The organism is Kosakonia sp. (genome assembly GCF_032052965.1).
Lineage (GTDB): Bacteria > Pseudomonadota > Gammaproteobacteria > Enterobacterales > Enterobacteriaceae > Kosakonia.
In genome coordinates this window covers 150018-172197 of sequence record NZ_DAMBVN010000005.1, presented here as the reverse complement: position 1 = coordinate 172197, position 22180 = coordinate 150018, and the positions used below count along the sequence as shown (strand labels likewise).

General features: G+C 54.2%; 24 protein-coding genes. 9 read left to right on the top strand and 15 right to left on the bottom strand.

What is annotated here, in order from left to right; translation table 11 throughout:
* The first annotated feature begins 57 nt into the window (after window positions 1–57).
* Window positions 58–1419, top strand: coding sequence for an MFS transporter (locus RTX30_RS08975; protein ID WP_312688996.1), 1362 nt, complete (start codon window positions 58–60; stop codon window positions 1417–1419).
* 36 nt (window positions 1420–1455) lie between these two features.
* Here RTX30_RS08975 and RTX30_RS08970 read toward each other — a convergent pair whose 3' ends face one another.
* On the bottom strand, window positions 1456–1947 hold the full coding sequence (locus RTX30_RS08970) for a YajQ family cyclic di-GMP-binding protein (RefSeq protein ID WP_312688995.1): 492 nt from the start codon (window positions 1945–1947) through the stop codon (window positions 1456–1458).
* A gap of 139 nt (window positions 1948–2086) precedes the next feature.
* On the opposite strand from RTX30_RS08970, the gene panE reads away from it, so the two are divergent.
* Together panE and yajL are read left to right on the top strand one after the other, a co-directional pair.
* Window positions 2087–2998 carry a 2-dehydropantoate 2-reductase gene (gene panE, locus RTX30_RS08965; RefSeq protein WP_312688993.1) on the top strand — a complete coding sequence of 304 codons (912 nt, stop codon included), beginning with the start codon at window positions 2087–2089 and terminating at the stop codon, window positions 2996–2998.
* Window positions 2961–3554 (top strand): protein deglycase YajL, encoded by a 594-nt coding sequence (yajL, locus tag RTX30_RS08960; protein ID WP_312688991.1) that lies wholly within the window; start codon window positions 2961–2963, stop codon window positions 3552–3554. Before panE ends, yajL begins: the two co-directional genes overlap by 38 nt.
* Before the next feature lie 48 nt (window positions 3555–3602).
* Here the strand turns inward: yajL and thiI are convergent, their stop codons facing one another.
* On the bottom strand, window positions 3603–5051 hold the full coding sequence (thiI, locus tag RTX30_RS08955) for a tRNA uracil 4-sulfurtransferase ThiI (RefSeq protein ID WP_312688989.1): 1449 nt from the start codon (window positions 5049–5051) through the stop codon (window positions 3603–3605).
* A 213-nt stretch (window positions 5052–5264) separates the two neighbouring features.
* Between thiI and xseB the strand changes: the two genes are divergently transcribed.
* The 4 genes from xseB to RTX30_RS08935 are packed head-to-tail and all read left to right on the top strand — an operon-like array spanning window position 5265 to window position 9328.
* A complete protein-coding gene (gene xseB, locus RTX30_RS08950; RefSeq protein ID WP_312688987.1) occupies window positions 5265–5507 on the top strand; it encodes an exodeoxyribonuclease VII small subunit in 243 nt (80 codons plus the stop codon).
* On the top strand, window positions 5508–6407 hold the full coding sequence (ispA, locus tag RTX30_RS08945; RefSeq protein ID WP_312688986.1) for a (2E,6E)-farnesyl diphosphate synthase: 900 nt from the start codon (window positions 5508–5510) through the stop codon (window positions 6405–6407). It abuts the gene before it with no gap.
* 25 nt (window positions 6408–6432) lie between these two features.
* Window positions 6433–8295, top strand: coding sequence for a 1-deoxy-D-xylulose-5-phosphate synthase (gene dxs / locus RTX30_RS08940; protein ID WP_312688985.1), 1863 nt, complete (start codon window positions 6433–6435; stop codon window positions 8293–8295).
* A 58-nt stretch (window positions 8296–8353) separates the two neighbouring features.
* Window positions 8354–9328 (top strand): aldo/keto reductase, encoded by a 975-nt coding sequence (locus tag RTX30_RS08935; protein WP_312688984.1) that lies wholly within the window; start codon window positions 8354–8356, stop codon window positions 9326–9328.
* Window positions 9329–9409: 81 nt separating this feature from the next.
* Here RTX30_RS08935 and pgpA read toward each other — a convergent pair whose 3' ends face one another.
* The 6 genes from pgpA to nrdR form a co-directional block, all read right to left on the bottom strand.
* Window positions 9410–9925: a phosphatidylglycerophosphatase A gene (gene pgpA, locus RTX30_RS08930; protein ID WP_312688983.1), complete on the bottom strand. Its 516-nt coding sequence runs from the start codon at window positions 9923–9925 to the stop codon at window positions 9410–9412.
* A complete protein-coding gene (thiL, locus tag RTX30_RS08925) occupies window positions 9903–10880 on the bottom strand; it encodes a thiamine-phosphate kinase (RefSeq protein ID WP_312688982.1) in 978 nt (325 codons plus the stop codon). Before thiL ends, pgpA begins: the two co-directional genes overlap by 23 nt.
* 75 nt (window positions 10881–10955) lie before the next feature.
* A complete protein-coding gene (gene nusB, locus RTX30_RS08920) occupies window positions 10956–11375 on the bottom strand; it encodes a transcription antitermination factor NusB (RefSeq protein WP_253378922.1) in 420 nt (139 codons plus the stop codon).
* A 21-nt stretch (window positions 11376–11396) separates the two neighbouring features.
* Window positions 11397–11867 carry a 6,7-dimethyl-8-ribityllumazine synthase gene (ribE, locus tag RTX30_RS08915; RefSeq protein ID WP_312688976.1) on the bottom strand — a complete coding sequence of 157 codons (471 nt, stop codon included), beginning with the start codon at window positions 11865–11867 and terminating at the stop codon, window positions 11397–11399.
* An 89-nt stretch (window positions 11868–11956) separates the two neighbouring features.
* The gene (ribD, locus tag RTX30_RS08910) at window positions 11957–13060 is read right to left on the bottom strand and encodes a bifunctional diaminohydroxyphosphoribosylaminopyrimidine deaminase/5-amino-6-(5-phosphoribosylamino)uracil reductase RibD (RefSeq protein WP_312688974.1); all 1104 of its coding nucleotides are present in this window, start codon (window positions 13058–13060) and stop codon (window positions 11957–11959) included.
* 2 nt (window positions 13061–13062) lie between these two features.
* Window positions 13063–13512: a transcriptional regulator NrdR gene (gene nrdR / locus RTX30_RS08905; protein WP_054804396.1), complete on the bottom strand. Its 450-nt coding sequence runs from the start codon at window positions 13510–13512 to the stop codon at window positions 13063–13065.
* 152 nt (window positions 13513–13664) lie between these two features.
* Here nrdR and RTX30_RS08900 point away from each other — a divergent pair, with 152 nt between their 5' ends.
* Both RTX30_RS08900 and RTX30_RS08895 read left to right on the top strand, forming a co-directional pair.
* Window positions 13665–14216, top strand: a complete 552-nt coding sequence (locus RTX30_RS08900) for a DUF3251 domain-containing protein (protein ID WP_312688972.1) — start codon at window positions 13665–13667, stop codon at window positions 14214–14216.
* 290 nt (window positions 14217–14506) lie between these two features.
* A complete protein-coding gene (locus RTX30_RS08895) occupies window positions 14507–15379 on the top strand; it encodes a nucleoside-specific channel-forming protein Tsx (protein ID WP_312689136.1) in 873 nt (290 codons plus the stop codon).
* 58 nt (window positions 15380–15437) lie between these two features.
* Here the strand turns inward: RTX30_RS08895 and RTX30_RS08890 are convergent, their stop codons facing one another.
* The 7 genes from RTX30_RS08890 to queA all read right to left on the bottom strand — a co-directional run bounded on the left by RTX30_RS08890 (window position 15438) and on the right by queA (window position 22168).
* On the bottom strand, window positions 15438–16127 hold the full coding sequence (locus RTX30_RS08890) for a YafY family protein (protein ID WP_312688970.1): 690 nt from the start codon (window positions 16125–16127) through the stop codon (window positions 15438–15440).
* A 54-nt stretch (window positions 16128–16181) separates the two neighbouring features.
* On the bottom strand, window positions 16182–16547 hold the full coding sequence (locus RTX30_RS08885; RefSeq protein ID WP_312688969.1) for a VOC family protein: 366 nt from the start codon (window positions 16545–16547) through the stop codon (window positions 16182–16184).
* 160 nt (window positions 16548–16707) lie between these two features.
* A complete protein-coding gene (gene secF, locus RTX30_RS08880) occupies window positions 16708–17679 on the bottom strand; it encodes a protein translocase subunit SecF (RefSeq protein ID WP_312688967.1) in 972 nt (323 codons plus the stop codon).
* A gap of 10 nt (window positions 17680–17689) precedes the next feature.
* The gene (gene secD, locus RTX30_RS08875; RefSeq protein WP_312688966.1) at window positions 17690–19537 is read right to left on the bottom strand and encodes a protein translocase subunit SecD; all 1848 of its coding nucleotides are present in this window, start codon (window positions 19535–19537) and stop codon (window positions 17690–17692) included.
* Between the two features lie 27 nt (window positions 19538–19564).
* Entirely contained in the window at window positions 19565–19897 is a 333-nt protein-coding gene (yajC, locus tag RTX30_RS08870) for a preprotein translocase subunit YajC (RefSeq protein WP_312688965.1), read from the bottom strand.
* 21 nt (window positions 19898–19918) lie between these two features.
* Window positions 19919–21046, bottom strand: a complete 1128-nt coding sequence (gene tgt / locus RTX30_RS08865) for a tRNA guanosine(34) transglycosylase Tgt (RefSeq protein ID WP_312688964.1) — start codon at window positions 21044–21046, stop codon at window positions 19919–19921.
* 51 nt (window positions 21047–21097) lie between these two features.
* Window positions 21098–22168: a tRNA preQ1(34) S-adenosylmethionine ribosyltransferase-isomerase QueA gene (gene queA, locus RTX30_RS08860; protein WP_312688962.1), complete on the bottom strand. Its 1071-nt coding sequence runs from the start codon at window positions 22166–22168 to the stop codon at window positions 21098–21100.
* Window positions 22169–22180 lie beyond the last annotated feature (12 nt).

Sequence of the window (22180 nt, the reverse complement as noted above, 5' to 3'; positions counted from 1 at the left end):
ATTTACCCCGCCCTGCCCCCGCACTACACTATGTCCGGTTTTCAATTTGAGGTGGTAATGAACGATTATAAAATGACACCAGGCGAGTTGCGCGCCACCTGGGGTTTAGGGACTGTATTCTCATTGCGCATGCTTGGCATGTTTATGGTCCTGCCCGTTCTGACCACGTATGGTATGGCGCTACAAGGTGCCAGTGAGGCACTGATTGGCCTGGCAATTGGCATTTATGGGCTTGCGCAGGCAGTCTTTCAAATTCCTTTCGGCCTGCTTTCCGATCGTATTGGGCGCAAACCATTGATCGTCGGTGGGCTGGCGATTTTTGTTGCTGGTAGCGTCATTGCTGCGCTTTCTGATTCGATTTGGGGAATTATCCTTGGCCGGGCGCTACAAGGATCAGGTGCGATTGCCGCCGCCGTCATGGCGCTGCTCTCCGATCTCACCCGTGAGCAGAACCGTACCAAAGCGATGGCTTTTATTGGCGTCAGCTTCGGTGTGACCTTTGCCATTGCCATGGTGCTGGGACCGGTGATCACCCACCAGCTCGGCCTGCATGCCTTGTTCTGGATGATTGCCGGGTTAGCAACGGTGGGTATCGCATTAACGCTGTGGATAGTGCCGGACAGCAAACACCACGTGCGTAATCGTGAATCGGGTATGGTGAAAGACTGTTTCCAGATGGTGATGGTCAACCCTAAACTTCTGAAGCTCAACTTTGGCATTATGTGCCTGCATATTTTGCTGATGTCGACCTTTGTTGCTCTGCCTGGCCAGCTCGAAGCCGCCGGTTTTCTGGCGCCGGAGCACTGGAAAATTTATCTGGTGACGATGCTGATTTCCTTCGTGTCAGTCGTGCCATTTATCATTTACGCCGAAGTCAAACGTCGGATGAAACGCGTGTTTCTGTTCTGCGTAGCGGTGCTGCTGATTGCCGAAATCGTGCTGTGGGGCGCAGGTCCGCACTTCTGGGAACTGGTGACGGGCGTACAACTCTTCTTTCTCGCCTTTAACTTGATGGAAGCGCTGTTGCCGTCGTTAATCAGCAAAGAAGCGCCAGCTGGCTACAAAGGCACAGCAATGGGTATTTACTCTACCAGCCAGTTTATTGGCGTGGCCATTGGCGGGGCGCTTGGCGGCTGGGTAGACGGGCTTTTTGATTCACAAACGGTGTTTCTGGCAGGTGCGCTGCTGGCGGTAATTTGGTTGCTGGTTGCCAGTACTATGCAGGAACCACCGTATGTCAGTAGCTTGCGTATAGCTATTCCGGAAGGGCTCCCTGTCGATGAGGCACTGCGGCAGCGTTTACTGGCCAAAGAAGGCGTCAGCGAAGTGTTGGTCGTAGCTGAAGAGCGTAGCGCTTACGTCAAAATCGACAGCAAAGTGACTAACCGTTTTGAAGTCGAGCAGGTGGTTGCAGGTTAAAAGAGCGCCTCTCCCTGATGGGAGAGGCCTTTGACATCAGTCGCGGAAGTTTTTGAACTGGAACGGCTGCCCAAGATTGCCGCCACGCACCAGTGCCATCACCGACTGCAGATCATCCCGTGATTTGCCGGTAACGCGGATCTCTTCTCCCTGGATCTGCGCCTGAACTTTCAACTTACTGTCTTTGATCAGTTTAATGATTTTCTTCGCCGTCGGCGCATCAATACCCTGTTTCAGCTTCGCTTCAACAAACCACGTTTTGCCGCTATGGACGAACTCTTCCGGAACATCCAGCGACGCGCCTTCAATACCACGTTTCAGCAATTTGGCGCGCAGGATATCCAGCAGCTGGTTGACCTGAAAATCTGACTCGCTCAGAACCTTGATAGTCTGTTTTTCTTCGTTCAGCTCAAATGTGGCCTCAACGTTACGAAAATCGAAGCGAGTGGCCACTTCACGGGTCGCATTCTCCACCCCGTTCTGGACTTCACGCATTTCAACTTCGGAAACAATATCGAAAGATGGCATCTTTTCTTCTCCCTCTGTATTTGTTGCGTTGCATAATACCCGCAACGATGCATAACTCAACTTGTAATACTGGAAGCTTAGCTGACAGCGCTATAATGGTTGGAGTAACACCTGGCGCAGTTGCAGGTGAGGAGGATAAATGAGAATTACCGTACTCGGATGCGGTGCTTTAGGGCAATTGTGGTTAACAGCGTTGTGCAAGCATGGGCATGAAGTACAAGGATGGTTACGTTTTCCACAGCCGTTTTGCAGTGTGAATGTGGTTGATGAAGACGGCTCCATTTTTAATGAATCCCTGACCGCCAACGATCCCGACTTTCTGGCCAGTAGCGATTTACTGCTGGTAACGCTCAAAGCGTGGCAGGTTTCTGATGCCGTCAAAAGCCTGGTTTCCATGCTCTCCCCTACCACACCGGTGTTATTGCTCCACAACGGTATGGGCACGGTTGAAGAGCTGAAGGCGCTGCCAAATCCCTTGTTGATTGGCACCACCACCCACGCCGCCCGTCGCGATGGCAATGTGATTGTTCATGTGGCCAGCGGCACCACGCATATTGGCCCGGCGCGTCAGCAGGATGGGGAGTTCAGCTACCTGGCTGATATGCTGCAAGGCGTGTTACCTGACGTGGCCTGGCATAACACCATTCGCCCGGCGCTTTGGCGCAAGCTGGCAGTGAACTGCGTTATCAATCCGCTAACGGCGCTACACGATTGTAAAAATGGCGACCTGCGCGCCTTCCCCGAAGAGATCCAAAAGATCACCCGCGAAGCTGCCGCCGTGATCGAGCGGGAAGGCCACCATATTTCGCCAGATGATCTGTTATCGTATGTGAATCAGATTATTGAAAACACAGCTGAAAACATTTCGTCAATGCTGCAGGATGTGCGTGCGATGCGCCATACCGAATGCGATTACATCACCGGCTATTTACTGAGACGCGCCCGCGCGCATGGCATCGCCGTGCCGGAAAACGCCCGTCTGTATGAAATGATTAAACGTAAGGAGAGTGAGTATGAGCGCCTCAGCTCTGATATGTCTCGCCCCTGGTAGTGAAGAGATGGAAGCCGTCACCACAATAGATTTACTGGTGCGGGGCGGAATTAGCGTCACGACAGCCAGTGTCGCCAGCGACGGTAACCTCACCATTACCTGCTCACGCGGGGTGAAATTACTGGCGGATGCGCCGCTGGTCGAAGTAGCAGATGGCGATTACGACGTGATTGTGCTGCCCGGCGGGTTAAAAGGTGCTGAGTGTTTCCGCGACAGCCCGCTACTGGTAGAAACGGTGCGCCAGTTTCATCTTTCCGGTCGCATTGTCGCCGCTATCTGTGCAGCTGCCGGCACGGTACTGGTACCGCATGAAATTTTCCCCCTCGGGAATATGACTGGTTTTCCAGGGTTGAAAGAAACGATCCCTGCGGAACAGTGGCAGGATAAACGCGTGGTCTGGGATCCGCGGGTAAATTTACTGACCAGCCAGGGGCCAGGCACCGCTATCGATTTCGGTCTGAAAATGATTGATCTGCTGGTCGGCCGGGAAAAGGCCCACGAAGTGGCATCACAACTGGTGATGGCGGCAGGGATTTATAACTACTACGAAGCATAAAACCGTTATTTTAAGCCGGATAAGCGAGCCGCCTATCCGGCTTTTTATTTACGGGCGGTAAACCTTCACATTCTGGAAGCCCTGCTCACGCAGATAGAGCGCCTGCAGGCGGCTCATCACCCCACGCTCACACCACAGCAGCCAGGTTTTGCTCTGGTCCAGATCGCCGAATTTGGTGCTCAGCTTGTAGAAAGGCAGAGAAACCACATCAATGCCTTCCAGCTGTAATGGCTTATCGTCCTGTTCATCAATAGAACGGATATCCAGCACTACATCGTTCGGGCTAAAACCGCTGACCGTTTCAACCTCAACCACCTCTTGCTGGGTTTGTTGGGCAATCTCGCGGATATCAATATTACTGGCCTGCTCCACAACCTGGTCGAGAATAGCGAAATCGAAATGCGCTTCTTCTGCTTCGATCTTCGCTTTCACGGCCTTAACAGTCGGGCTTTTCGAAATCACACCACAATATTCCGGCATCGTGCGGGCAAAATCTTCCGTACCGATTTCGCGCGCCAGATCGATAATGTGCTCTTTGTCATAAGAGATCAGCGGACGCAGCACCAGCGTATCGGAAACATTGTCGATCAGTCGCAGGTTGGTCAGCGTCTGGCTGGACACCTGCCCCAGCGCTTCGCCGGTCACCAGCGCCTGCACGCCGTAGCGTTCAGCCACTTTTGACGCCGCGCGTATCATCATACGTTTCAGCACGACGCCCATCTGGCCGTCATCCACTTTTTCGAGTATCTCGCCAACCACCGGCTCGAAGTTAATCGCCACAAAGCGCACACGGTGCGAGCTGCCAAAACGGTTCCATAAATAATGGGCGACCTGGCGAACGCCGATTTCATGCGCCGCACCGCCGAGGTTGAAGAAACAGTAGTGCACACGGCAGCCGCGACGCATCAACATATAACTGGAAACACCGGAATCGAAACCACCGGAAATCAGCGAAAGTACATCTTCCTGAGTACCGATTGGGAAACCGCCGATGCCTTCGTAGCGACCTTTAACCAGCAGCAGGCGTTCGTCTTCAATTTCAAGGTTAACCGTCACGTCCGGATGCGTCAGCTTCACGCGCGCAGATTCAACATGCTGGTTCAAACCGCCGCCCACGTAACGCTCCACTTCTATGGAGCTGAACTCGTGCTTGCCGCGGCGTTTAACGCGCACACAGAAGGTTTTGCCTTCAATTTGCTCGCGGTATTGCACCAGCGCTTTTTCAAAAATATCGTGCAGAGAAGTGAACGGGACATCTTCCACTTCCAGAATATGGTGGATACCCGGAATACGGGTCAGCGCATCACGGATGGTCAAACGCTGGTTCTCATCTTTGGCGCGCACTTCAATGTTGTCCCAGTGGCGGACAACCGCGAGCGTCTCGTCGTACTGCTTCAGAACGTTACGAATGTTCCCGGTAAGAATTTTAATAAAGCGCAAACGCACAGATTGGCTTTTGATGGTGATTTCCGGGAACAATTTAATGATAAACTTCATGGCGGCAATGGTTCGTTGGCAAGCCCGTAGGCCTGTGAAGGGAAATAATACAGCAGCCCATACCCGCGGCTGCATCCAGGCGCGCAAGTATACCACCATCGCGAAGTTCTTGTGTAACGCATTACCAATGAGCGTTATTTGCTTAGTTCCGGGACTTCGCTACCATAACGTCATTGAATTGAGTCGTAACCACAGAAGAGTCAGACATTCACTATGCCAAAGAAAAATGACGCACCGGCCAGTTTCGAAACTGCGCTGAGCGAACTGGAACAGATTGTCACTCGTCTTGAAAGCGGCGATCTCCCGCTTGAAGAGGCGCTCAATGAGTTCGAACGCGGTGTGCAACTGGCGCGCCAGGGACAGGTTAAACTTCAGCAGGCGGAACAGCGCGTGCAAATCCTGTTGTCCGACAACGAAGAGGCCCCCCTCAAGCCTTTTGCCGCGGATACCGAGTAAATGGATTTTCATCAACAGCTTCAGGCCTGCGTTGAAAAGGCCAACGATGCGCTGCGCCGTTTTATCGAACCACTGCCCTTTCAGAACACTCCTCTGGTTGAGGCCATGCAGTATGGCGCATTATTAGGCGGTAAACGTCTGCGTCCATTTTTGGTATATGCGACCGGCACCATGTTCGGTGTTAGCCAGCAAACGCTGGACGCGCCTGCAGCCGCCGTGGAGTGCATTCATGCCTATTCGCTCATTCACGACGATTTGCCCGCCATGGATGATGACGATTTACGCCGCGGTCTGCCAACGTGCCATATCAAATTTGGCGAAGCAAATGCCATTCTCGCGGGAGATGCATTGCAAACGCTGGCGTTTTCCATCCTCGCCGATGCGCCAATGACGGAAGTCGCGCCACGCGATCGCCTGAGCATGGTGTCGGAACTGGCCATGTCCAGCGGTGTGGCAGGGATGTGCGGCGGCCAGGCAAAAGATTTAGCAGCAGAAGGTGAGCACATCTCGCTGGAAGCCCTGGAGCAAATTCACCGTCATAAAACTGGCGCGCTGATCCGCGCGGCGGTCAGACTGGGAGCGCTGAGCGCTGGCGACAGAGGCCGCACGGCATTGCCACTGCTCGATCGGTACGCAGAAAGCATCGGTCTGGCTTTCCAGGTTCAGGATGACATCCTGGATGTGGTCGGCGATACTGCGACGCTTGGCAAACGCCAGGGTGCCGACCAGCAATTGGGTAAAAGTACCTATCCCGCATTACTGGGTCTTGAGCAAGCCCGGACAAAAGCCCGTGACCTGATTGACGATGCCCGCCAGGCGCTAAGCCTGCTGTCGGCGCAGTCGCTGGATACAACGGCACTGGAAGCACTGGCGAATTATATAATCCAGCGTGATAAATAAACTAACATGCTATAACGAGTTGCTGATGAGTTTTGATATAGCCAAATACCCGACGCTGGCGCTGGTTGATACCACACAAGAGTTGCGTCTGCTGCCGAAAGAGAGCCTGCCGAAGCTATGCGACGAGCTTCGTCGTTACCTGCTTGATAGCGTGAGCCGTTCCAGTGGGCACTTTGCCTCCGGGCTTGGCACGGTCGAACTGACCGTAGCGCTGCACTATGTTTACAACACACCCTTCGATCAGCTGATTTGGGATGTGGGCCACCAGGCGTATCCGCATAAAATCCTTACCGGGCGCCGCGACAAAATTGGCACGATCCGCCAGAAAAATGGCCTGCACCCGTTCCCCTGGCGCGGCGAGAGTGAATATGACGTTCTGAGCGTCGGCCACTCCTCAACGTCGATCAGCGCCGGGATTGGCGTTGCCGTTGCGGCGGCAAAAGAGGGTAAACAACGCCGTACCGTCTGCGTTATTGGCGACGGGGCGATTACTGCCGGTATGGCGTTTGAAGCGATGAATCACGCCGGGGATATCCGTCCTGATATGCTGGTGGTGCTGAACGACAATGAGATGTCGATTTCTGAGAACGTCGGCGCGCTGAACAACCACCTGGCGCAGCTGCTGTCTGGCAAGCTTTACTCCACACTGCGTGAAGGCGGCAAAAAAGTCCTTTCCGGCGTTCCGCCAATCAAAGAATTGATTAAACGTACCGAAGAGCACATCAAAGGCATGGTGGTGCCGGGTACGTTGTTTGAAGAGCTGGGCTTTAATTATATTGGTCCGGTTGATGGTCACGATGTGCTGGGACTGGTGCAAACGTTGCGCAACATGCGCGACCTGAAAGGCCCGCAATTCCTGCACATTATGACGAAAAAAGGCCGTGGCTATGAGCCGGCAGAAAAAGATCCAATCACTTTCCACGCGGTGCCAAAATTCGATCCCACCAGCGGAACACTGCCGAAAAGCAGCGGTGGCATGCCTTCGTATTCAAAGATCTTTGGCGACTGGCTATGCGAAACGGCCGCAAAAGACAACAAGCTGATGGCCATCACACCGGCCATGCGTGAAGGCTCCGGCATGGTAGAGTTTTCACGCAAGTACCCGGATCAATACTTTGATGTTGCCATCGCCGAGCAACACGCGGTGACGTTTGCCGCGGGCCTGGCGATTGGCGGTTACAAGCCGGTGGTGGCAATCTACTCCACTTTCCTGCAACGTGCCTACGATCAGGTGATCCACGACGTCGCTATCCAGAAGCTCCCGGTGTTGTTCGCTATCGATCGCGCAGGAATTGTCGGCGCCGACGGGCAGACGCACCAGGGCGCGTTCGATATCTCCTACCTGCGCTGCATTCCCGATATGGTGGTCATGACGCCGAGTGACGAAAACGAGTGTCGCCAGATGCTGTTTACCGGCTATCACTATGCCGACGGCCCCTGCGCAGTGCGTTACCCACGAGGCAACGCGGTGGGCGTGCCGTTACAGCCGCTGGAGAAACTCCCGCTGGGCAAAGGCGTGGTAAAACGCCGTGGTGAAAAGCTGGCGATCCTCAACTTTGGCACCCTGCTGCCAGAAGCGGAAAAAGCAGCGGAAGCGCTGAATGCCACGCTAATTGATATGCGATTTGTTAAACCGCTGGATGAGGCGCTGATCCTGCAAACCGCTGCCACGCATGAAACGCTGGTGACGCTGGAAGAGAACGCCATTATTGGCGGCGCGGGTAGCGGCGTGAATGATGTGCTAATGGCGCACCGCAAGCCGGTTCCGGTGCTCAACCTTGGTCTGCCGGACTTCTTTATTCCCCAAGGCACCCAGGATGAAGCACGCGCAGAGCTGGGGCTGAATGCTGCCGGGATTGAGTCGCGCATCAAAAACTGGCTCGCCTGACCCTCCCTTTCCGCTCCTGCTATGCTTAAACACAGGTTTTAATAGCAGGAGTGGAACCATGCAATACAACACATTAGGAAAAACAGACCTTAAGGTTTCCCGCCTTTGTCTTGGCTGCATGACATTCGGCGAGCCTGACCGGGGTAAGCACGCCTGGACGCTACCGGAAGAGAGTAGCCGCCCGATCATCAAACGTGCGCTGGAAGGTGGGATTAACTTTTTTGACACCGCCAATAGCTACTCGGATGGCAGCAGTGAAGAGATTGTGGGCCGCGCACTACGCGACTTTGCCCGCCGCGACGAGGTGATCGTCGCCACCAAAGTTTACCACCAGGTGGGTGATTTGGCCGAAGGCCTGTCGCGGGCGCAGATCCTGCGTTCAATTGATGACAGTCTGCAACGCCTGGGCATGGAATATGTCGATCTGCTGCAAATCCACCGCTGGGATTACAACACCCCCATTGAAGAGACCCTCGAGGCGCTAAATGATGTGGTAAAAGCCGGTAAGGCGCGCTATATCGGGGCCTCTTCAATGCATGCCAGCCAGTTTTCGCAGGCGCTGTCGCTTCAACAACAGCATGGCTGGGCGCGTTTCGTCACCATGCAGGATCACTACAATTTGATTTACCGCGAGGAAGAGCGCGAGATGTTGCCGCTGTGCTACAAGGAAGGGGTGGCGATTATTCCGTGGAGCCCGCTGGCGCGGGGACGTTTAACGCGCCCGTGGGGGGAAACTACCGCGCGGCTGGTTTCCGATGAATTTGGCAAAACGCTGTACAGCGAAACCGATGAAAACGATGCGCGTATTGCCGAACGGCTGGCGGGTGTGGCAGACGATCTCGGCGCGTCACGCGCGCAGGTGGCACTGGCGTGGCTGTTAAGCAAACCCGGCGTCGCTGCCCCCATTATCGGCGCATCTCGCGAAGAGCAACTGGAGGAGTTATTCGGTGCGGTGGATTTAACGCTCAAACCGGAGCAGATTGCCGAACTGGAAACCCCTTATCAACAACACCCGGTCGTCGGCTTTAAATAACGGCCGAACTGCACGATGCCCGGCTACGCGTCACGTACCGGGCATGTGCGTAAACGCCGCAAGACGTGCAGCGTATCCGGCTTAAATTAGCCCAATTGGCCAGTGGTGACCAATCAGATACAGCAGACCTGCAGCGATGATACCGGCGACAATATCGTCCACCATGATCCCCATTCCGCCGTGGACGTTGCGATCAAACCAGCGGATTGGCCAGGGCTTCCACATATCCAGAATGCGGAACAGCACAAACCCAACGGCCACCCACTGCCAGTCATTGGTAGGCAGCGCCATCAGGGTGATCCACATTCCTACAAATTCATCCCAGACAATGCTGCCATGATCGTGCACGCCCATGTCTTTGGCCGTCTGGTGGCACAAATAAACGCCAATGGAGATCCCCAGCATCACCAGCAATGAATAGAGCTGCCAGGGTAAAAACGTCATTCCCCACCAGAAAGGAATCGCCGCCAGCGACCCCATGGTTCCCGGTACCACCGGACTGAGACCGCTACCAAAGCCGGTGGCCAGTAAATGCCAGGGATTGCGTAAACTGAGGCGGCTCTTGGCGATATCTTTAGTGCGCGGCAAAATGGTCATATCCTTTCATGTCGAGCGTGACGGCCTTGCCGCCGCGCGTGAAAAGCATTGCCTCTATATCCGCACTCATCTGCCCGATACAGGTAAACGGCACGCCCAAATGGCCAATCGCAACGTCCAGCGCCCCGCGATTCAACTCCGGCACGGTGAAGCACAGTTCATAATCTTCGCCACCGGAAAGCGCCCAGCGCAGCCGCTGCTCCGGTTCAACATGGCGACGCAACGCCTCTGAACAGGGCAACAGATCCAGATCGATACGCGCGCCGCACCCGCTGGCTTGCAGGATATGCCCCAAATCGGAAATCAGGCCGTCGGAAAGATCAATCGCAGAACTGGCGAGATGGCGCAGCGCCTGGCCATGCAGTACGCGCGGCGTGGGTCGCAAGTGACGCTGACGCAGGTATTGCGCATCGGCAGAGTTATCCACCACCAGTTGCTGCTGCAAAATAGCCAGCCCGGCAGCGCTGTCACCTGGTGTGCCAGTGACATAGATCCAGTCGCCCGGTTTCGCCCCGGAACGTTTCATCGCACGCCCTGCCGGAACATAACCGTGAATGCCGATAGTCATCGACAGCGGGCCGCGCGTGGTATCACCGCCGATCAGTTGCATATCATAGTAGTTAAGCTGTTCGAACAGGCTGTCACTGAAGGCTTGAAGCCAGGCTTCATCTGCCTGCGGCAGGGTAAGAGCCAGCGTCATCCACGCCGGATCGGCGCCCACGGCAGCCAGATCGCTAATATTCACCGCCAGCGCTTTATACGCCAGATCGGCAGGATCAATATCCGGCAAGAAGTGGTTGCCCGCCACCAGCGTATCGACACTAATGGCCAGCGTCTGTTTTTCAGGAACATTGAGCAGTGCACAGTCGTCGCCGATGCCGGTTTCTACATCGCGACGGGAATTTCGTACCCGGTCAAAATAACGGGCAATCAGTGAGAATTCGCCGCATGCCATACGTTATGCCTCTGTAGAAAAAAGAAAAAGCCGGATCAAGCGTGCAGTGCGCAACGCTTGTCTCCGGCTTACGGATCATTTTTTGTGGGGGCGGATCGCAGGTGCGGCTTTATCCAGCACGCCGTTAACAAATTTGTGGCTGTCTTCGGCGCCAAAGGTTTTTGCCAGTTCAATCGCTTCGTTGATGGCCACTTTGTACGGCACATCATCACGTTTAGACAGCTCGAACAGCGCGATACGCAATACCGCTTTCTCGACCTGGCCCAGCTCTTCCAGCAGGCGGGACAGGTACGGCTTCATTAAGCCGTCGAGATATGCGCTATTAGTCGCCACCCCGCTCAACAGTTCACGGAAGTACAGAACGTCAACATCTTTAACGTCTTGCTCCGCCAGGAACTGGTATTCAACATCAGCGATGTCGTTCTGGGACAACTGCCAGGAGTAGAGCGCCTGAACGGCACACTCACGGGCGCGGCGACGAGCAGCAGGTTTCACGGAATTCCCCTTACAAAAAAATCAGGCCTTGATGGCCTTCAATACATTAATCATTTCCAGCGCGGTCAGTGCGGCTTCTGCACCTTTGTTACCGGCTTTGGTGCCAGCGCGTTCGATGGCTTGTTCAATACTTTCAGTGGTCAGCACGCCAAAAGCGACAGGGATTTCACTGTCCTGCGCGACGTGCGCCAGGCCGTTGCTTGCGCCACCGGCAACATATTCGAAGTGCGCAGTGCCGCCACGGATCACGGTGCCCAAGGCGATGACTGCGTCATATTGACCGGTTTTGGCCAGCGCGCCAGCTGCCAGCGGCAGTTCGTAAGCGCCAGGTACCCATACGACAGTAATATTGTCATCTTTCACCTGACCGATGCGTTTCAGTGCATCAACCGCGCCTTCAAGCAGGCTATCGTTGATGAAGTTGTTAAAACGCGCGATGGTGATGGCGACGTGAGCGTCTGGAGCAGCAACGTTGGCTTCAATAATGTTCATACATTTCCTTCACAGGTTCAGTTCGGACCCCGCAGGGGGGCGGATTTTATCATAATATTTTACGCGCTGCTTCCCTTTTACAGCAGGCATCACGCGTGGGTAAGATGCAGGCAGACATCCGGGCCGACCTGACGTATCTCATTGAATTTAAACTGCGGCGCATCTGCCAGCGCCGACAACCCCGGCAATACACACAGACCGCGCGCATCGCTGCCCAGAAGTTTAGGCGCAAGGTAAACAATCAACTCATCCACCAGCCCGGCCTGCAATAACGCACCGGCAAGCTGCGCACCGGCTTCAACCCAGACGCTGTTAATTTGTTGTTTTCCCAGCAGCATCATCAGCGTAACCAGATCCGCATGTCCTTTATGTTCCGGCACAATGATCTCGCGCACACCCTGCGGCCAGACGCGATCATCTGCTTTTGTGCGGGCAAACCAGGTTTCACCTGACTGTTGACTGATCCGGTGCTGCGGCGTCACCCGATTCTGACTGTCGACCACAATGCGCACCGGCTGACGCACATTTTCCTGTGGATAAAGCACCTGAATATCGGCGCTTAATTCGTCCCAACGCACGGTCAGCGCCGGATCGTCCGCCAGCACGGTTGCGCTGCTGGTCAGAATGGCATGACTTTGCGCCCGCAACAGTTGCACATCGCGGCGCGCCTGCGAAGAGGTGATCCACTGGCTCTCACCGCTGACCATTGCCGTACGACCATCCAGTGAAGCGCCCAGCTTAAGTTGCACATACGGAAAACCGGTACGCATACGCTTCAGGAAACCTTTGTTCAGCGCTTCCGCTTCACTCATCATCAACCCATGCTGAGTGTCGACACCTTCCTGTTGCAGCCGATACAAACCACGGCCAGCCACCTGCGGATTGGGATCCTGCATGGCGGCGACTACGCGAGCGACACCAGCGGTGATAAGCGCTTCACAGCAGGGGGGCGTGCGACCATGATGGCTGCATGGCTCCAGCGTGACATAAGCCGTTGCACCGCGCGCACGATCGCCCGCCATACGTAAGGCATGCACTTCAGCGTGCGGCTCACCGGCGCGATAGTGGAAACCTTCACCAACAATCTCGCCATTGTTGACAATCACACAGCCGACACGCGGGTTCGGGTGAGTGGTAAAACGTCCGCGCTGCGCCAGTTTCAGCGCACGCGCCATGTATATTTCGTCCTGCATGCTTAGTCCTGTAGACGGGCGATCTCTTCGCCAAACTCGCGGATATCTTCAAAGCTGCGGTACACGGAAGCAAAGCGCACATAGGCGACTTTATCGAGCTTTTTCAGCTGTTCCATCACCAAATTACCGATCATTTTACTCGGCACTTCACGTTCGCCTGTTGCGCGAAGTTGCGATTTGATGTGATTCAGTGCCATTTCTACGTCATCAGCACTCACTGGGCGCTTTTCCAACGCTTTCAACATGCCGCTACGTAATTTATCTTCGTTAAACGGCTCGCGCACATCATTGCTTTTCACTACACGTGGCATGACAAGTTCCGCCACTTCGAAAGTGGTAAAACGTTCATTGCAGACCAGGCACTGCCGACGGCGGCGGACGGATGAGCCCTCACCCACCAGACGAGAATCGATTACTTTGGTATCCACGGCGAAACAGAATGGGCAATGCATACGGTGTCCTGACGTTTGAGTTAACTGAAATCTATTTTACCCCGAACTGGCATGACTACAAAGGCAGACCGTTTTTGAGATAATGGATCGATGGCAAGCGCGCCGCGGCGATCTACCATTATCCAACGCCTCTTTTCCAGGAAACAGACACAATGACAAGACGTTACCTAAGAACACTCTTACTGGGAAGCCTTTTTGCCCTCAGTGCCTGCGCCCAGCAAAGCGAAGTGAGTCAGCTGCACAAAAACGTCAGTACGCTCAATAAAGAAATGACCAGGCTGAACCAAGAGACGGTGAAGATCACCCAGCAAAACAGCCTGAATGCGAAATCCGGCAGCGGCGTTTATTTATTGCCTGGCGCCAATACACCGGCGCGGCTGAACAGCCAGATTGGAATGTTGCGTATGTCGCTGCAGAACGTTGCGCCGAATGCTGGCGGTACCCGTGTCCTGCTTCGCATTCAGGGAGAATCCAACGATCCGTTACCGGCGTTCAGCGGCACAGTCGAATGGGGCCAAATCCAGGGGACCACGGAAAATTATCAGGAAGTCAATGTGCAGAATCAGCTAATTAACGCCCCTGCCAGCACTCTTGCGCCAAGCGATGTCGATATTCCGCTGCAGTTGAACGGCATTACGCCAGATCAATTAGGTTTTGTGCGCATTCATGATATCCAGCCTGCCGCTGTGCCAAATATGCAATAAGTTTCAGGGCGACATTGTCGCCCTTTCTTACTTTCTATCACCCTTTCTCTACTTTCCCTGCCTTCTGTCATCACATTCATAAAGTTGCAATATCAATAAATGCCAGTACAATCCCCGTCGTTTATTGCACGCAAACGTGAACGCAATCGATTACGCGTGTGTCAATAATGTGAAACAACACATATTTTTGTGAGCGTGGATACTTATAATAGGCGCCCATAAATATGAAACATTTATGTAATGCGTGCTTTCTTTCACTCCCTTCTGGGATCTCAATCAGTGGCGAAATGATGAAAAAAACTATTCTCGCAGCCGGTGCTGCTCTGGCGCTTTCCGCTTCTTTTACTGTTAACGCAGCGGATAACAGCAAACCCGAATACGTTTCCGACTGGTGGCACCAGAGCGTAAACGTGGTAGGGAGTTATCACACCCGTTTCGGGCCAGTTCCGCGTAACGATACTTACCTGGAATATGAAGCGTTCGCGAAGAAAGATTGGTTTGATTTCTACGGCTACCTGGATGCCCCGGTCTTCTTCGGTGGTAACACCGGTGCGAAGGGGATCTGGAACCACGGTTCGCCACTGTTTATGGAAATTGAGCCGCGTTTCTCCATTGATAAGCTGACCGGCACCAACCTGAGCTTTGGCCCGTTCAAAGAGTGGTATATCGCTAACAACTATATCTACGATATGGGTCGCAACGCTTCTGGCCGCCAGAGCACCTGGTACATGGGTCTGGGTACCGACATCGACACCGGTCTGCCGATGAGCCTGTCGCTGAACGTGTACGCCAAATACCAGTGGCAGAACTATGGCGCAGCCAACCAGAACGAGTGGGATGGCTACCGTTTCAAAGTGAAGTACTTCGTGCCGATCACTTCCCTGTGGGGCGGCCAGCTGAGCTACATCGGCTTCACCAACTTTGACTGGGGTTCCGATCTCGGCGACAGCCGTTACTACGTGAATGGCGAACAGGTACGCACCAACAACTCCATCGCGTCCAGTCATATCCTCTCTCTGGGTTATGATCACTGGCATTACTCTGTGGTTGCGCGTTACTGGCACAATGGCGGTCAGTTTAAAGATGATGCCGCCCTGGGTGGCGATGTCTATGTACGCTCTACCGGTTGGGGTGGTTACCTGGTGGTGGGCTACAACTTCTAATCCGCTGTTAGCACCGTGTGCCAACGCGTCAGAAAAGCCGATCGTAAGGTCGGCTTTTTTACTGCCGTTGACGCTTTTGCAGGGCAATAAATGCCTGCATCGAACGATCTGCCCGTTCAGCAAAAGGCTGGCCGGTGAATGTCACGCTCTTACAGCGATCCAACCGGAAACAGCGGTAATCATTACGCAGCAAACACCACGACACCAACACCCAGACCGCGCCCATAAATGACAAGCCCAGAGGATGGATCACTCGTTCTGAGCTTTCGCCTTTGTCATTTTCATACTGAATATGCAGTTCCTGATGCAGGCGCATTGCCTGATGGATAACATCAAACCACACCCGCACCTGCGGATACCTATTGAAATTCGGTGAAATAATACAGTTACGTTCAGCAGCGATCCGTTTCTCATGCGGCAATACGGCTATCAGTTTTTCTTGCGCCGATCCCGCCGCGCGCGCCAGCACATCGCCGCTCCAGGTTTGCAGCATGCCAATCGCAGCGATCAACGCCTCGACTTCCATACTGGTAAACATCAGCGGCGGCAGATCAAAACCCGGCATCAAACGATAACCGCTACCCGACTCGCCCTGAATCGGTACGCCAGACAACGACAAATCGCGAATATCGCGGTAAATCGTGCGCTCAGACACTTCCAGTCGTTCAGCCAGTAAAGCCGCCGTAACATGTCGGCGCGTTCTCAGTACTTGCACTATCTGAAACAGGCGATCGGCGCGGCGGCTCATGAGGTTCTTCCTGAATCATGTCAGCCTGCGCACAATGCGCAGGCCTGGGATTGGTTATGCAGGCTGGTGCAAACCAACCTGGTTACCTTCACTGTCAATCATTAACGCAATGGTGCCAATATTATGCGGTAATACTTCAGGGCCGAAAACGCACTCGCCCCCTTTGTCACGTACACGCTTAAGCGCAACATCCAGATTCGCTGTGCTCAGGTAGACGATGGCCCCGCCGGTTGCAGATTTGAACATCGGTCCTTTTACCAACGCGCCGCCAGTGGCCGGTTTAGTGTGGGGAAAAACCGCCATCTCAATCTGCCCTATCGTTTCGTGACGAAACTCGCCACCCAGAACGTGTTGATAAAAGTCCACAGCGCGATCCAGTTGTTGTACCGGCAGCTCAAACCAGTTGATTAATGTGTTCATGTCCCTCTCCTTTATGTTTAGTCAGCAAGGAGAGTGTGCCATCCCCCTCCTGACAGCATACTGTCAGGAGTGATCGTTTTTTTTATCCACCCGGCGAGAAGATAAAACGCAGGCAAAAAAAACCGCAGCCGGAGCTGCGGTTTCATCAGTAAACAGAATATTACGGCAGAATTGACGGCTGATCCGCCCCTTCTTTCTCAACCTTCTGCTGCAGCAGATGCTCGCGCTTCATACCCAGTTTCAGCGCCAGCGCCGATGCAACATAGATAGAAGAAGCGGTACCAATGGAAACACCGATCAGCATCGTCAGCGAGAAGCCTTTCAACATTGCTCCGCCGAACAGATACAGCATCAGGATCACCACCAATGTCGTGCCGGAAGTGATCAAAGTACGATGCAATGTCTGTGTCAGCGAGATGTTGAAGATCTCGTACGGCGTACCGCGACGGATCTTACGGAAGTTCTCACGAATACGATCAGATACCACGATACTGTCGTTAAGCGAGTAACCAATCACCGACATCAGTGAAGCGACGATAGTCAGGTCAACCTCGATCTTAAACAGCGACAGCACGCCCATAGTGATGATCACGTCGTGCGCCAGCGCGATAACCACGCCCGCAGCCAAACGCCATTCAAAACGGAAGCCGACATATACAAGAATGCTAATCAGCGCGACCAGCAGCGCCATGCCGCCGGTTTGCGCCAGATCAGCACCCACACTCGGGCCGACGAACTCAATACGCTTAACCGAGGCATTCTGGCTGGTCGCTTCGTTAATGACGCTCACCACTTTGCTACCCAGCACCTGCCCGCCGGTTTCACCCTGCGCAGGCGGCATACGCACCATGATGTCGCGGCTGCTGCCAAAGTTCTGCAGCAGCGGATCGGCAAAGCCAGCTTTCTCTAAGGCCTCACGCATGAGATCCATGTCCGCCGGTTTTTCCAGCGAAATTTCAATCACGGTGCCGCCAGTAAAGTCCAGACCCCAGTTAAAGCCGCGAACGCCCATCACAGCGATGGAAAGGATCAGCAATCCGCCAGAAATGATGAAAGCCCAGTTGTCCCAGCGCATAAAGTCCCAGACTTTACGGCCGTGGTTCAATTGTTCAACAGTATAATCCTGTGCCACAACGCACTCCTCAGATAGACAGCTTGTTAATGCGTTTGCCGCCGTACAACAGGTTGACGATGGCACGGGTACCGACAATAGCGGTGAACATAGACGTCGCCACACCAATACCAGTGGTGATCGCAAAGCCTTTAATCGAGCCAGTCCCTACTGCATAGAGGATCAGCACTTTGATCAACGTCGTGACGTTAGCATCAAAGATCGAGGAAAACGCGCCCTGATAGCCTTCATGGATAGCCTGCTGTACGGAACGCCCGTTGCTCAGCTCTTCCTTAATACGTTCGTTTATCAGTACGTTCGCATCCACCGCTACCGCAAGGGTAAGTACCACCCCCGCAATCCCCGGCATGGTCAGCGTTGCGCCAGGCAACAGCGACATAATACCGACGATCAGCACCAGGTTAGCGATCAACGCCGAGGTCGCAATCAAACCGAACTTCTTATAGAAGAAGATCATGAAGATGATAGAAACCACCAGACCTGCCAGGCAGGCTTCCAGACCCTGGGTAATGTTCTGCGCACCCAGCGTTGGACCAATGGTTCGTTCTTCCACAATCTGAATCGGCGCAATCAGCGCACCTGCACGAAGCAGCAGCGACAACTGGCGCGCTTCGTTCGGGTTGTTAATACCGGTAATACGGAAGCTGTTGCCCAGGCGAGACTGGATATTGGCAATGTTAATCACCTCTTCCTGTTTCACCAGCACCGAGCGACCATTGGCGTCTTTCTTGCCGCTGTCTTTGTACTCCACAAACAGGGTCGCCATCGGCTTGCCGATATTGTCCTTGGTGAAGTTAGACATGATGTTACCGCCACCGCTGTCCAGGGAAATGTTGACCTGCGGCTGGTTGTATTCATCCTGGCTGGACGTTGAGTCGGTGATATGGTCACCGGTCAGGATCACGCGTTTGTACAGCACGACAGGCTGACCTTCGCGGGTCTGTTTCACTTCCGAATCACCCGGCACACGGCCGGCAGCCGCAGCAGATGCATCCACGCTGGTGTTGACCAGACGGAATTCCAGCGTCGCGGTAGCGCCCAGAATCTCTTTCGCCCGCGCGGTATCCTGAATACCCGGCAGTTCGACCACAATGCGGTCAGAACCCTGACGCTGCACCAGCGGTTCGGCTACGCCAAGCTGGTTCACACGGTTACGCAGGATGTTGATGTTCTGCTGAACAGCATATTCGCGAGCTTCGCTGAGACGCGCATCGCTCATCACAGCACGCAGGACATTGTCGCCCTGGTTGGAGATAACCAGATCGCGGTGACGGCTGGTCAGCCAGGTGTTGGCCTGATCGCGCGCCGCACTGTCGCGGAACTGAATACTCAGCCCATAGTTATCTTCCTTACGCACGTTGGTGTAAGGAATGCCTTTGTCACGCAAGTCGCTGCGCAGGCTATCGATATTCTGTTCCTGCAATTTGCTCAGCGCCGTTTGCATGTCCACTTCCATCAGGAAGTGCACGCCACCGCGCAAATCGAGACCGAGTTTCATCGGCTCCGCTTTGATGGCGGTCAGCCAGCGCGGAGTTGCCGGCGCCAGGTTAAGCGCCACGACATACTGATCGCCTAATGCGTTTAGCAGCACCTCACGGGCGCGCAGCTGCGTATCAGTCGAGTCGAAGCGAGCGAGAATGGTACCTTCTTCCAGTGCCACAGACTTCGCGTTGATTTTTTCTTCTTGTAGACTTTTCTGGACCTGGATCAGCGTTTGTTCACTGGCGGCGACACCGCGCGCGCCAGTGACCTGAACAGCCGGATCCTCACCATACAGGTTGGGAAGTGCGTAAAGCAGGCCGACGATAATCACGACGACCAGCATAATGTACTTCCACAAAGGATAACGGTTTAACACGGCAGTTCCCTTTGGAAAAACGGAATATTACAGCGCCTTCATGGTGCCTTTCGGCAGAACGGCAGCTACGAAGTCACGTTTGATGACCACTTCAGTGGTGTCATTCAGCGCGATAGCAATGTAGCCAGTTTCCGCTACTTTAGTTACGCGGCCAACCAGACCACCGTTGGTCAGCACTTCATCACCTTTAGCGATGGAGTCCATCAGCTTTTTATGCTCTTTGGTGCGTTTTTGCTGCGGGCGCAGGATCATGAAGTAAAAAATCAGACCGAACACAACCAGCATCAGGACCAGAGACAGCGGGCTGCTCTGTCCCGGCGCGCCTGCTGCGGCTGCCGCATCAGAAATAAAAAAGCTCATTCAAATTCCCTCATTATTAAATTAATCAACGTTCAAAGGCGGAACAGGTCGACCCTGACGTTGGTAAAAATCCGCTACGAAGCTCTCTAATTTACCCTCTTCAATAGCCTTGCGTAAACCAGCCATTAAGCGCTGATAGAACCGCAGGTTATGAATGGTGTTGAGACGCGCGCCCAATATTTCGTTGCAACGATCAAGATGATGCAAGTAGGCAAGCGAATAATTGCGACATGTATAGCAATCACACTCGGGATCGAGCGGGCCGGTATCGCTTTTATATTTCGCGTTGCGGATTTTCACCACGCCATTGGTCACAAACAAATGGCCATTACGGGCATTACGCGTTGGCATAACGCAGTCAAACATATCGATACCGCGACGTACGCCTTCAACCAGGTCTTCCGGTTTGCCCACACCCATCAGGTAGCGTGGTTTGTCTGCGGGGATCTGTGGGCAGACGTGCTCCAGAATGCGGTGCATATCCTCTTTCGGCTCGCCGACAGCCAAACCGCCGACAGCGTAGCCATCAAAGCCTATCTCTACCAGACCTTTGACGGAGATATCGCGTAAATCTTCGTAAACACTGCCCTGGATAATGCCGAACAACGCATTTTTGTTGCCAAGACCGTCAAAACGGTCGCGGCTGCGTTTCGCCCAGCGCAACGACATCTCCATTGAGCGTTTCGCGTAATCCCAGTCCGCCGGGTAGGGCGTACATTCGTCAAAGATCATGACGATATCGGAGCCGAGATCATATTGAATTTCCATCGATTTTTCCGGATCGAGGAAAATTGGATCGCCGTTGATCGGATTGCGGAAATGCACGCCCGCCTCAGTGATCTTACGAATATCGCCCAGGCTGAAGACCTGGAAGCCGCCGGAATCGGTCAGGATCGGGCCTTTCCACTGCATAAAATCGTGCAGATCGCCGTGCAGTTTCATGATTTCCTGCCCCGGGCGCAGCCACAGGTGGAAGGTATTGCCAAGGATGATTTGCGCGCCAGTCGCTTCAACTTCTTCCGGCGTCATCCCTTTTACTGTGCCGTAAGTGCCCACAGGCATAAATGCCGGCGTTTCAACGACGCCGCGCTCAAACACCAGGCGGCCGCGGCGAGCGCGTCCGTCGGTGGTATCCAGTTCAAATTTCATTTTTTCTCCAGCCAGAAAGACAGTCTGACGTGTTAAACCAGCGCCGCGGACTTATTCCCCGACGCGTTCTGTAAGAGCCTGCGGATTGTACGTGATAAACATCGCATCACCGTAACTAAAAAAGCGATATTTCTCGGCAACTGCGGCGCGGTACGCATTCATCGTGTGCTGATAACCGGCAAAGGCGGAAACCAACATAATCAATGTCGACTCCGGCAGGTGGAAATTGGTCACCAGCGCATCAATAACCTGGTATTCATAACCGGGGTAAATAAAGATTTGCGTATCACCAAAGAACGGGGCAATCAGGGCATCTTTCGCAGCCTGCGCGGCGCTTTCCAGCGAACGCACCGATGTGGTCCCGACAGCGACAACGCGGTTGCCCCGTGCTTTCGCTGCCAGCACCGCATCGACAACCTCCTGCGGGACTTCGGCATATTCGGAGTGCATGATGTGATCTTCGATGCTGTCGACACGCACCGGCTGAAAGGTGCCTGCGCCGACGTGCAACGTCACGAAGGCCATTTCGATCCCTTTGTTACGCAGACGTTCCAGCAGCGGCTCGTCAAAATGCAGCCCCGCGGTAGGCGCAGCTACAGCGCCGGGTTTCTGGCTGTAAACCGTCTGATAAAGTTCACGATCGGCGTCTTCATCCGGGCGGTCGATGTAGGGCGGCAACGGCATATGGCCAATCGCATTCAGAATATCGAGCACCGGGCGTTCATCATGGAATTCCACTTCGAATAACGCGTCGTGACGCGCAACCATCGTTGCCTGAATGTCCTCCGCGTCGCCCAGCAGTAGCTCAGTGCCGGGCTTCGGCGCCTTGGACGCACGAATATGTGCCAGAATACGTTTATCATCGAGCATACGCTCAACCAGCACTTCAATCTTGCCGCCGCTGGCTTTACGGCCAAACAGGCGCGCAGGAATAACGCGGGTGTTGTTAAAGACCAGCAGATCGCCAGGGTTGAGCTTATCGAGTAAATCGGTGAAAGTACCGTGCGTCAGCGCGCCTGTTGGGCCATCCAGCGACAGTAAGCGGCAACTGCTGCGCTCAGGCTGCGGATAGTGGGCAATCAGGGATTCGGGTAATTCAAAGGAAAAATCGGCAACGCGCATGACACTAACTCG